An 11,956-nucleotide genomic window follows, 5' to 3' on the forward strand; every position below is an offset into this window, starting at 1 on the left:
TTACGCGTGAATGGGGGGACGGCGACCGGCCCACGGCCAGTTGCGTTCGATCTCGCCGGCAAGGGCGAAGAGCAGGCCCTCGCCGCCGAGCGGGCCCATGAACTGGATGCCGATAGGCAGGCCGTCCGCGCTCTGCGCCATCGGCGCGCTCATGGCCGGTATGCCGGCAGCATTGGCGGGGTGGGTGAAGGCGGTGACGTCCATCAGAAGGTCGACGAAGCCGCGCCAGTCCGCGCTGCGCACGTCGAGCGTGCCGAGCGGCAAAGGCAGGTTCGGCATCACCGGCGCCATGATGACGTCGACCTCGGCGAACAGCCGGCCAAAAGCGCGGGCCGTCGCGTTGGCCGTGTTTCGGGCGCGGAGCACGTCAGCGGCGGCAAGGTCGCGGCCGAACGCTGCGAGCCCGAGATTGACGGGCTCGAAATTGTCGTCGTCGGCGGGCTTGCCGAAGGCGGCGGCGACGTCGTCCACCTCGATGGCAGTGTAGGTCGCGATCAGCTTCGTCAGCGCATCCTTCAACGCGCCGGCATCGTGGGCGAATCTCACCGGCATAATCGTGTGACCGAGGCCCCGCAACCGCTCCGCCGCTTCGTCCAGCGCATCGGCGATCTCCGGTTCCGGCTGCATTTGCAGGCCCGATTGCGTGACGAGCCCGATGCGGAGCCGGCGCGGACTGCTTCCCGCAGCGGCCAGATACGAGCCTTCCTTGGCGGGCGCGGAATAGAGCGCACCCGGCTCCGGCGCATCGGTCAGATCGAGGAGCAGCGCCGAGTCACGCACGCTGCGGGTCAGCGCATGGTGGCTGACGAGGCCGCCCCAGTTCTCGCTGGAGACCGGCCCGCAGGGCACGCGGCCGCGCGACGGCCGGAAGCCGAACAGCCCGGCGCAGGACGCCGGTATCCTGATCGAGCCGGCGCCGTCATTGGCGTAGGCCGTGGGCACCATGCCGGCAGCGACGGCGGCCGCCGCCCCGCCGGACGATCCACCGATGCTGCGCTGCGTGTTCCACGGGTTGAGCGCCGGCCCGTGCAGGGAGGATTCGGTTGCGACGTTGCAGGAAAATTCCGGCAGGTTGGTCTTGCCGACCACCACCAGACCCGCCGCGCGGTAGCGGGTAACGATCTCGTGGTCGCTGTCGGAGACGTTGCCGGCCGCAGCCCGGCAGCCGAAGGACATCGGCGCGCCGGCGTAGGAGGGGCAGTCGTCCTTCAGCAGGGTCGGGACGCCGCGCAGCGGCGCGTCCTGCGGCAGGCGGCTTAGCTGCTCGCGCGCCTCGTCCTCCATGCGCAGGATGACGGCGTTGAGCAGGGGATTGGCCCGGTCGATCGCAGCGAAGGCCTCGCCGACGGCTTCGTCCGGGCTCAGCACCCCCGCCCGAATGGCTTCGGAAAGGCCGATCGCGTCGCTTGTTGCATAGTCGAATTCGGAAGCACGCATATCGGCCAGTCCTTCGCAGTCTACTCGGCGTCCTTGGTCACCGCCCAGAAGCGGTGGGAGCCGCCGAGCCAGCCGGAATAGCCCTTCACGGACGACGACAGCGCGGTGACGTTGGACAGATTGAACAGGCCGAGGATCGGCACCTGCTTGCCCATCTCGCGGTTCAGCTCGGAGAAGACCGCCTTGCGTTCGGCAGGCTCCTGCAGGGTCTGGACCTTTTCAAGCAGCTCCTCTGCCTTCGGATCGTCCCACATGCGGGTGGGCTCGACCGACTTGTCGCCGATGAAGGACTGGAAGCTCAGGAGCGGATCGAGACGGGCCGAGTAGGCGAAGACGGCCAGTTCGTAATTGCCGGCGCGGTACTGCTCGAGCTGCGTCGCCCAGTCGCGCACATCGAGATTGACGTTGATGCCGGCCGAAGAGAGCATCGCCTGCACGATCGTCGCGACCTGCACGCGGTTCTGGCGATTGGCGACGAGGATGGAAAGCGGTTCGCCATTGTAGCCGGCTTCGGCCGCCAAAGCGCGCGCCTTTTCCACGTCGTAGGCCGGCCAGGCGGCGGCGGAGTCGTCGTAATAGTAGGTGCCTTCGGCGATGACCGACGGGTTCGGGCGATAGAACTCGCCGCCAAGCGCTTCGGAAAGCTGCTTGAGGTCGATGGCATGTGCGATCGCCTGACGCATGCGGACGTCTTCCAGCGCCGGCGCGGCGGTCTGGATCTGCAGCGTCATCATCGCCGGTGTCGGCTGAATGTCTACGGTGATGTCGCGGGCGCGCAGCGTCTCGACCAGCGTCGGCTCGACCTCGTCGATGACGTCGATCTCGCCGGACTGCAGGCCGTTGGCCCGCGTGCTGGCATCGGGCACCGTCATGAAGCGGATGCGCTCGACGCTGGCCTTCTTGTTGCCGACATTGCCGTCGGGCTCGCCCGGCAGCGCGGCATAGTCGTCGAAGCGCACGATGTCGAGATAGCGGCCGCTTTCCAGCGTATCGAAGCTGTAGGGGCCGGTGCCGACCGGTTTGACGAAGGCGCCGCTCTCGTCGACCGAGGAGGGGCTGAGGATCCACGGCGTGCACTGCACGGTCGCCATGGTGATGAGAAAGTTGGAGGTCGGCTCGGCGAAGGTGAAGCGAACGGTCGTGTCGTCAACCGCCTCGACCGTCTCCAGCTTCGGACCGATGCCGCCATTGTAGCGGGCCGCGCACTGGAAGGCCGTTTCGGGGTCCAGATAGCGTTCGAAGTTCCAGACCACATCCTGCGCCGTCAGCGTCTTACCGTCGTGGAACGGCACGCCCTCGCGCAGGCGGAAATCGTAGACCTTGCCGCCCTCGCTGACCGACCATTCCTCGGCCAGCATCGGCTTGATGGACAGATCGTCGGAGAAGCCGACGAGGCCCTCGACGACGTGTAGCATCACCATGTCCGAATTGGCGTCGCGGTTGACGCCCGGATTGGTGCTGGCGATGTCGGAGTGGATCGCCACGCGCAGCGTGTCCGCATCTTGCGCGGCCAGCGGCGCAGTCGAGACCACAAGGCTCGCGGCGAGCGATGTCAGGAAGGATATTCCGAAAGGTTTCATGCTCAGGCTCCCATTGTTTGTGATTGCGCCACTCAGCGGGCTGCGGTGACGATGCTGGTGAAGAAGTCTTCGGCCGGATCGACCATCTCGAACGGCGAGTGCGCGACGCCTGGAACGATGTCGCGGCGCACGGCGATGCCATGGGCCTCGAAGGAATCGGCAAGTGCGGCGATGCGCTCCAGCCGGTTGGCGCCCTGAAGGTCGGCGCCGTCCATCCATAGCTTGCTTTCGCGCGGGATGGTGATTTCCCAGGTTGCGTCGTCGGCGCCGCCGATCAGCGTCTGGACCTTGACCCTGCGCATCGCCTCGAGGTCGATCTCGATGCCGAAGCGGGCTTTCAGGTCGCGCACGCCGACCCACCAGTCGTAGTCCTGGTTGAGCAGCGTCACCACGCCCGGCGCGCCGATGGCGACGGCGCGAAGGCGCTGCGGATGCAGCATGAAGAAGCGCTGGCAGAACTGGCCGCCGCCGGAATAGCCGTACATCATGAAGCCGCCGTCGCGGATGCGGTACTTGGCGCAGACCTCGTCGACCATCGACAAAAGCACGAGGTCGTAGCGGATGCCATGGAACTCGATGCGCTTGTAGTTGGCGAGTTCGCCGGGCTCGACGATGCCGACGGGAAACAGCGGCGCCAGGATAATGCAGCCATGCTTCTCGGCGAAGTCGGCGAAGCGGTCGCGATACTGCGCGGCCGTGCGGCCGGTGCCGTGGACGATGACGGCGAGGTCGTACTGCTTGCCGTTGGTCTCGCTGTAGTCCTGCGGGACATAGAGGCAGTAGCTGAAGCGCTGGTCGTACTGGCTGGCGAAGAACGGCGTCGGCCCGAAATCATAGAAGCTGAGATTGATGCCGTGGCCCTCGCGCTTCGGCGGTTTGGGCGTGACTGTGGCGTTCGACATGGATCGATCTCCTTCAGGTGGCATCGGCGGCGGCTGGTTCGTTGCGCCAGCGCAATTCGACGCCGCCGGCTGGCGTGGTCTCGAGGATCGGGATCGCGTTGAGCAGCCGGCGCGTATAGGCGTGGCGCGGCGTATCGAGAATGGCGTCGCGCGTGCCTTCCTCGACGATGCGCCCCTCATGCATGACGATGACGCGGTCTGCGATCTGCTCGACGACGGCGAGATCGTGGGTGATGAAGAGGCAGGCGAAACCGAACTTCGATTGCAGGTCGGCCAGAAGCCGCAGCACCTGCGCGCGGACAGTGACATCCAGTGCAGAGACCGCCTCGTCGGCGATGACGAAGGAGGGCCGGCGGATGAGCGCGCGCGCGATCGCCACGCGCTGGCGCTGGCCGCCGGAAAGCTCGTGCGGGAAACGCTTGGCGAAGGATGGGTCCAGCGTCACGTTGGTCAACGCCTCCTCGACGCGGCGCGCATAATGCGAGGCCGGTACGTCGGGCAGCGCGCGCAGCCCCTCGGCCACCAGCGCACCGACCTTCATGCGCGGATCGAGCGACGAGAACGGGTCCTGGAAGACCATCTGGCAATTGCGGCGGTAATCGGCATAGCCGGGTGCGCCGGGCTCGATGCCGTGACCGTTGAAGAGCACCCGTCCGCCCTGGTTCCGCGTCAGCCCCGCGATCACGCGCGCAAGCGTCGTCTTGCCGGATCCTGAACCGCCGACCACAGCGAGTACCTCGCCCGGGCGGATCTCCAGATTGACGTCGCGGACCGCATGCTTGACGCCGCGCCGGCCGAACAGCCCGGCCCGAACCGGGAAATCGACCTTCAGATTTTCGACCGACACGATCGGCGCGTTCTCCGGCGTAGCGCGTGCCGGCGCGCGCACCGGCAGCGATGCGAGCAGCTTACGGGTGTAGTCGTGCTTCGGCGTGACCAGCAGCTCCGCCGTCCTGCCTTCCTCGACGATCTCGCCCGTCTGCATGACGAGGATGCGGTCGCTGTAGCGGGCGACCATCGGCAGGTCGTGGCTGATGAGGATGACGGCCGTGCCATGCTCGCGCGTCAGGCCGACAAGCAGGTCCATGACGTCGCGCTGCGTGACGGCGTCAAGCGCGGTGGTCGGTTCATCCGCCACCAGCAGCGCCGGCCGCATCAGCATGGCGCTGGCGATCATGATGCGTTGGCGCATGCCGCCGGAGAACTCGTGCGGGTAGGCGGCCAGCGCGCGCTCGCCGTCGGCGATGCCGACCCGCCCGAGCATGTCGAGGATGCGGGCTTTGCGCTCTCTGCGCCCGATGCCGCCATGCAGGGCCAGCCCCTCGTCGAGCTGCTGGCCGATGCGCATCGACGGGTTGAGCGAGGTCATAGGCTCCTGGAAGACCATGGTCACGCCGCTGCCGCGCATTGCCCGCAGACCGGCATCGTCGAGCGCGCCCAGCGAGCGGCCCTTGAAGCGGATGTCGCCGGAGACGAGGCCGACTGGCGCGGGCGACAGTCCGAGGATCGCGCGGCCGAGCATGGTCTTGCCGGAACCGCTCTCGCCGACGATGCCGACGATCTCGCCCGGTGCGATCGACAGGCTCGCATCCTTCACGATCGTTGGGCCTGCCCGTCCGATGCCGAGCGTGACGTTGCTGACTTCGAGGAGTGGCTGGGTCACAGGACGCGCCTTCTCATGCGGGGGTCGAGCCGGTCACGCAGCGCGTCACCCAGAAGATTGATGCCGAGAAGCGCCATGGAGATGGTGAGGCCGGGGAAGGTTACCAGCCAGACCGCCTGGTCGAGAAAGGCGCGGCTGCCCGCCAGCATGTTGCCCCAGGTCGGCGCCGGCGGCGCAACGCCCAGGCCGAGGAAGCTGAGCGCGCTTTCAGCCAGCAGCGCCCAGCCGCACATCGACGTCGCGAGCACGGTCAGCGGCGCGATGCAGTTGGGCAGGATATGGCGGCGCATCGTGTAGCCGAGGGAGTTGCCCATGACGTGCGAGGCTTCGACGAATTCGCGCTCGCGCAGACTGAGCACGGTGCCGCGCACCACGCGCACCACGGAGGACATGTAGACGAGGCCCAGCGCAAGGATGATGCCGGTTTCGTTGGCGCCGAGCACGGCGAGCAGGCCGAGCGCGAAAAGCAGGCCCGGAAAGGCGAGCAGCACATCGTTGAGCGACATGATGATGCGGTCGGACCAGCCGCGCAGAAAGCCGCTGACGATGCCGATCGCCGTGCCCGCCGAGATCGCGAGCGTCACCGTCAGCACCGAGATCTTCACGCTTGCGGCGGCGCCGGTCATCAGCCGGCTGAGCTGGTCGCGGCCGAACTCGTCGGTGCCGAGCCAGTGGCTCCAGCTCGGCGGCGCGAGGCGGGCGGTGAAGTTCATGGCGACCGGGTCGTAAGGCGTCCAGACCACGCCCAATACCGCCATGACGACGATGATGCCCGTGAGCGCGAGCCCGATGACGAGGTTTGGCGGATAGGTTCTCATTGCGCCGTCACCCGCGGGTCGAAGATCGGATAGAGCAGGTCGACGACGAGGTTCACCAGCACGTAGATGCCGGCGATGAACAGCAGGCAGCCCTGGATGACGGGGTAGTCGCGGGCAAAGATCGCGTCGACCAGCAGCCGGCCGAGGCCGGGGATCGTGAACACGGTCTCGATGATGGCGACGCCGGCCAGAAGATTGCCGAGGATGAGGCCGAGCAGCGTCCATGTCGGGCCGAAGGCGTTACGGAAGGCGTGACGCCACATCACCGCGCTTTCGGGCAGACCCTTGGCGCGGGCGTGGGTGATGTAGTCGAGGCCGAGGACTTCCAGCGTGGAGGCGCGCGCCATGCGCAGGATCACGCCGACCTCGTGCAGGAAGAGCGTGAAGATCGGCAGGACGAGGTAGAGGGCGGCACCGCGAACGCTTTCAGAGAAGCTGACATAGCCGACGATCGGCAGCCATCCGAGCTTCAGTCCGAACAGGAGCAGCATCAGCATGCCCATCCAGAAGGTGGGGATCGACATCAGCAGCGTCGCAGAGGTGACAAGGGCGATGTCGCTGGTCTTGTTCTGCCGCCATGCCGCCAGCATGCCCATCGGCACGGCCACAAGCGTGGAAAGGATCACGGCAGGCACCACCACCTGCAGGCTGATAAGGAAGCGCGATATGATGGTCTGCAGCACTGGCTGGCCAGTGGCGATGGATGTGCCCATGTCGCCCTGCAGCAGCAAGCCTGCCCAGATCACGAACTGCTCCGGCAGGCTGCGGTCGAGCCCGAGCCGCTCGCGAAGCGCTGCCAGCGCCGCCGCGTCGCCGACATCGCCCAGCATCAGGGATGCCGGATCGCCGGGAATGATGCGCACTAGAATGAACACCGTGACGCCGACCATAATCAGCGTCGGGATCGCCATCGCTATGCGGCCTATGGCGAAGCGAAGCACCGTCAGTTCTCCGCGGATGCCGGGATCGCCCGCGCCCCGGCGTCCGCCGGCAGCAGCGCGTCGTCGTCCAGCGCGTATGTGCGGAACTCGCGGTTGAGCGCCGGAAGAGCTGCGATCTCCATGAACCCCTTCGAGGAGTCGATCACGACCATCGCGACGGTGGTCGAAATGTTGCTCGCCTCGTTCTCGCGCGGCGGCCGGCAGACCGAAAACGGCGTGAGGAAATCGTCGAACAACGCGGCCTTCAGGTCGGCGCGGCCGAGAAGGGGCCCGCGCTCCTCCAGCAGGCGGCGCACGCGCCAGTCGCGGTAGAAGCTTTCCGGCACATAGGGAATGCCGGTGTCGCGCAGCTTGGAGAGCGCGACCGGGCTCACCCAGTGGTTTGCATGCACCAGCAGCCCGTCCTCGGGATAAAGCGGAAAGGATTCGTCCGGCGCGCATTCGAAGTCGATGCCGAAACCGGCCGAGGTCGAGATCATGATGTTGTTGGAGCAGGACTTCGGCGTCGTCGCCACGACCTTGATGGCGCGGGCGAAATGCTCGTTCTGCAGCACCTTGCGACGGATCGCGCCCAGCGGCACGCCGCGCTGGGTGAAGTCGCGCTCGCACTCCAGATAGTTGGCGGTGATTGCCGTGCCAGCAGCGTTGAAGCCGCTGCGCGCAAGCCCGCCGGCCTCGACGAAGGTGACGAAGTCCGGCCCGTTCTCCTGCCGCACCCGCAGCACCACGCCGGTCTCGGCGCATTCCACCCGCCAGTCCCAGTTCTGGCCGTGGATCAGATGTCCGGTGCTGCTGCGCTCCGGCATGATGAGGGCGCAGGTGCAGCCGTCATCGGGCTCGTCTGGCTCGGGTTTGTTCAATTCAGCCCGCGCCGAAGCGACGATCTCGGTACGCGCATTGATCATCACGATGTCTTCGAAGGCGACGCCCGAGCCCTGTGCGATGCCGCGCATCTCCTCGATGTAGCTCTCGTCGAATTCGGCGATGCAGTCGGCATAGCTCTGGATCAGAGCTGCCTTGCGCTCTGCGGGAAGGCCAAGCTGGTGGAGCGAGCCGCCATACAGATCGGCGCTGCGTTTGATGCGCGGTGCCAGTAGCACGCCGTATTGCCGGCCACGCTCGAAGGCGCCGCCCGAAACGGTGATGAAGGGAAAGGGTTCGACCGGCATTGGCACTCCACAGGCACGTCACAAAATGTTCTTTATCGATACAGAAAACATATGTCCATACGTTCTTGAGTGAAATTCGTTTTATGCCTATTTATTATGCGTTTGAACAAGCCGCGGCCACCTGTCATGATGATGCAAAGTCGCAATCGATTGCCCGAGATGGCATGACGACCAGAGGCCCGATGCAGGTTTCCCCGAACGATTTGCAGCAACCCGCCGCGCTCAGCAGCCTTCAGGCCGAGATCGCACGTAAGGTCCTGGCGCTGATTTCCGAAGGGCGTTGGGCGGCCAAGGAGAAGGTTTCCGATTCGGCGCTGGCCCGGGAATTCGGCGTCTCGCGCACGCCTGTCAGACAGGTGTTGCAGGCGCTGACCGCGCAGGGGCTTCTCGAACAGAACGGCAGCAGGGGCTTCCAGCTCGTGCGGGCGCTGGCCTCGGGCGAGAGCATTCAAGGCATGGTGCCGCCCTCCGAAAGCCAGAGCCTCTATGACCGCCTGATGAGCGCCCGCGCGACCGGCGAGATCGCAGAGGAGGTCTCGGAAACCGAGCTGGTCGAGCAGTTCGGCGCGACGCGAGGCGCGGTGCGGCGTGCGCTCATGCGCATGTCCGACGAGGGGATCGCCAGTCGCCGTGCCGGCCATGGCTGGCGCTTCGCCGAATGCCTCGTCACCGACGAGGCCGTCGACGAGAGCTACCAGTTCCGCCTGATCGTCGAATGCGGCGCGCTGCTGGTGCCGAACTACCGGCCCGACGAGGCGCAGATCAAGACGCTCGAACGCGACCAGCGCGGTATCCTCGAGCGCCCCATCCACGAAATCAGCCGCGTCGACTGGTTCAGCGCCAATGCGAGGTTCCACGAGACCATCGTATCGTGGTCGGGCAACCGGTTCCTGGTGCAGAGCCTGCAGCGCCAGAACAGCCTGCGGCGGATGACCGAGCTGAGCGACTTCTCCAAGCTGAGCAAGCGCCGGCTTGACGAGGCCTGCAAGGACCATCTCGGCATTCTGGAGGCGATCGCTTCCGGCGACTACAAATTCGCGGCCGCACTGCTCAATCGGCACATTTCGCGGGCGAGCCAGGACGTATCCGACGAAGGGCGGGAAACGTCGCTGCCTATGGACTGACTGCGACAGTCGGCACTGGCGCAGGTGCCATCAGCCGGTCGCGGCGCAGCCAGCGGGCCAGAAGCAGCACGGCGACCACCGCAAGGCCGCTCGACAGCCCGATCCAGATGCCGACGCCGTCGAGCCCGCCGGGGAAGGCGAGCCACACGCCGAGCGTCAGCCCGACGCCCCAATAGCCGATCGCCGCATAGACCATCGGCACCGTCGTATCCTGCAAGCCGCGCAGCATGCCGCCGGCCACGGCCTGCGCCCCGTCGACGATCTGGAACATCGCGGCGAGCGCCAGGAAGGTGACCGCCAGCCCGATCACCGGCGCGTTGGCAGGATCCGACAGGTTGATGAAGGCGCGGATCAAAAGGTACGGCGCGAACAGCATCAGCGCCGCCATGCAGGCCATGAACGCCACCCCCATGACGAATGCCGTCCAGCCGGCGCGCGTCACGCCATCCCGATCGCCGGCGCCATAGGCGCGGCCGACGCGTACGGTGGCGGCCTGCGACACGCCCATCGGCACCATGAACGAGATCGAGGCGATCTGGATGGCGATGGCGTGGGCGGCCAGCGACACGGCGTCGATCAAGCCCATGATAAGCGCTGCGGCATTGAAGATGCTGACCTCGAAGGTGATGATGCCCGCGATTGGCAGGCCGAGCCGCAGCAACTGACGGAAACGCGGCCAGTCGGAACGCCAGAAGCGCCCGAAAAGCCGGTAGCGGCGGAAGCGCCGGTCGAGCGACACGGCCAGCGCCAGCCCGCCGAACATCAGCAGGCTCGACAGCGTAGTGGCGGCACCCGCGCCGACGATGCCGAGCGCCGGAAAGCCCAGATTGCCGAACATCAGCGCCCAGTTGCACAGCACGTTGAAGCCGACGGCGGCAAAGACGATCACCAGCGCCCAGCCGGGCCGTTCGAGCGCGGAAATGAAGGAGCGCAGCACGATGAAGCAGTAGAAGGGCAGGATCGCCCACTGCATCACGCGCACGTAACGGCCGGCTTCTGCCGCCAGCGCCGCGTCCTGCCCCATGGCAACGAGGATCGCCTCCGTGTGCCACAGGAGCACCCACACCGGCACGGCCACGCACAGCGCGATCCACAAGCCCTGCCGGACGGTGCGGCGTACATCGCGCACGGAATGGCGCTTGCGCCCGAGCTCGAAGGCGATCATCGGCGAGACGGCGAGGATCAGCCCGAGGCCGAACATCATCGGCGCGAAATAGAGGTTGGCACCGAGCGTTCCGGCGGCAAGAGCCTCCGGGCCCAGCCGGCCCATCATCATCACGTCCGTTGCCGTCATCGCGGTCTGGCCGAGATTGGTCAGGATCATCGGCCAGGCGAGCGCCAGCATGGCGCGGAACTCCGCGCGCCACGGCGTCTGCGCGGCAACGCGCCCTATGGTGGGGGTTTTTGACATTTCGGCTCAATAGCCGAGGCGGCGGACATTGCCAGAACCACGCCGCGCCATCGGTTGGCGCAGCGATGTTGCCCTTGTCGTGCCGTGGCTGTAGCGTTTTGACCACCTCGCAGGGGGATCGATTTGTGGGTGCGTTGACGGCATTGGGCTGGGGACTTTTCGGCGGCAGCGCGCTGCTGGTCGGAGCCGCGATCGGCTGGTTCGCGCGACCGAGCCCGCGCATTGTCGCCGCCGTCATGGCCTTCGGCAGCGGCGTGCTTATCTCAGCGATCGCGTTCGACCTGATGGATGACGCTGCCGGCAAGGGCGGTATCGCCGCCTCGGCCACCGGTTTCATGGTCGGGGCGATGGCTTTCACGCTCGGCGCGCTCTACCTCGCCCGGCGCGATGCCGGCGGCCGCAAACGCTCGTCGGCGTCCGCAGCGGCACCCGCGACGGCGGCCATGGCGATCGCGCTCGGCTCGGTCTTCGACGGCATTCCCGAATCGATGGTGATCGGGCTGAGCCTGCTCGACGGAGAAGGCGTCTCGCTGCCGGTGGTGATCGCCATCTTCCTGTCCAACGTGCCGGAAGGCATGTCGAGTTCGGCGGGCATGAAAGCATCGGGCCTGTCGCGCCGCTTCGTGTTCGGCCTGTGGAGCGGCATCGCCATTCTGTGCGGCATCGGTGCCGTGGCGGGTTTCCATCTCTTCGCCGGCGCGCCGCCGCATTACGTGGCCATTGCGCAGGGCGTCGCCGCCGGCGCGATGCTGGCGATGATCGCCGACACGATGATCCCGGAAGCCTTCGATACGGCGCATGATTTCGCCGGGTTGATCACGGCGGCGGGTTTCGTCTGCGCCTTCATGCTTTCGCATGCCTTCGGCTGACAGCGAACCATTTGCGCGGGGTCGCGTTTGAGGCTAAGACGC

Annotated in this window: 10 protein-coding genes; 2 read left to right on the forward strand and 8 right to left on the reverse strand. The window is 66.6% G+C overall.

Translation table 11 applies throughout. The features are described from left to right. Genes V1479_RS04495 through V1479_RS04525 form a run of 7 tightly spaced genes read right to left on the reverse strand, consistent with a single transcriptional unit; the run spans nt 1 to nt 8,510 of the window. A complete protein-coding gene (locus V1479_RS04495) occupies nt 1–1,437 on the reverse strand; it encodes an amidase (protein WP_368801834.1) in 1,437 nt (478 codons plus the stop codon). 20 nt (nt 1,438–1,457) lie between these two features. Then, nucleotides 1,458–3,017: an ABC transporter substrate-binding protein gene (locus tag V1479_RS04500; protein WP_368801835.1), complete on the reverse strand. Its 1,560-nt coding sequence runs from the start codon at nt 3,015–3,017 to the stop codon at nt 1,458–1,460. Between the two features lie 32 nt (nt 3,018–3,049). Continuing rightward, nucleotides 3,050–3,919, reverse strand: coding sequence for an alpha/beta hydrolase (locus V1479_RS04505; protein ID WP_368801836.1), 870 nt, complete (start codon nt 3,917–3,919; stop codon nt 3,050–3,052). 13 nt (nt 3,920–3,932) lie between these two features. Then, nucleotides 3,933–5,582, reverse strand: coding sequence for an ABC transporter ATP-binding protein (locus tag V1479_RS04510; RefSeq protein ID WP_368801837.1), 1,650 nt, complete (start codon nt 5,580–5,582; stop codon nt 3,933–3,935). Continuing rightward, nucleotides 5,579–6,340, reverse strand: coding sequence for an ABC transporter permease (locus V1479_RS04515; protein ID WP_438620500.1), 762 nt, complete (start codon nt 6,338–6,340; stop codon nt 5,579–5,581). Before V1479_RS04515 ends, V1479_RS04510 begins: the two co-directional genes overlap by 4 nt. Nucleotides 6,341–6,396: 56 nt before the next feature. Continuing rightward, nucleotides 6,397–7,341 carry an ABC transporter permease gene (locus tag V1479_RS04520; protein ID WP_368801839.1) on the reverse strand — a complete coding sequence of 315 codons (945 nt, stop codon included), beginning with the start codon at nt 7,339–7,341 and terminating at the stop codon, nt 6,397–6,399. 2 nt (nt 7,342–7,343) lie between these two features. Beyond that, entirely contained in the window at nt 7,344–8,510 is a 1,167-nt protein-coding gene (locus V1479_RS04525) for a C45 family autoproteolytic acyltransferase/hydrolase (RefSeq protein ID WP_368801840.1), read from the reverse strand. Nucleotides 8,511–8,674: 164 nt separating this feature from the next. On the opposite strand from V1479_RS04525, the gene V1479_RS04530 reads away from it, so the two are divergent. Then, a complete protein-coding gene (locus tag V1479_RS04530) occupies nt 8,675–9,634 on the forward strand; it encodes a GntR family transcriptional regulator (protein ID WP_368801841.1) in 960 nt (319 codons plus the stop codon). Here V1479_RS04530 and V1479_RS04535 read toward each other — a convergent pair. Beyond that, nucleotides 9,624–11,045, reverse strand: a complete 1,422-nt coding sequence (locus V1479_RS04535) for an MATE family efflux transporter (RefSeq protein ID WP_438620486.1) — start codon at nt 11,043–11,045, stop codon at nt 9,624–9,626. The two genes, V1479_RS04530 and V1479_RS04535, sit on opposite strands and share 11 nt — an antisense overlap. 125 nt (nt 11,046–11,170) lie before the next feature. On the opposite strand from V1479_RS04535, the gene V1479_RS04540 reads away from it, so the two are divergent. Continuing rightward, on the forward strand, nt 11,171–11,914 hold the full coding sequence (locus tag V1479_RS04540; RefSeq protein ID WP_368801842.1) for a ZIP family metal transporter: 744 nt from the start codon (nt 11,171–11,173) through the stop codon (nt 11,912–11,914). The last annotated feature ends 42 nt before the right edge of the window (nt 11,915–11,956 follow it).

This window comes from Neoaquamicrobium sediminum, assembly GCF_040970315.1.
GTDB lineage: Bacteria > Pseudomonadota > Alphaproteobacteria > Rhizobiales > Rhizobiaceae > Aerobium > Aerobium sediminum.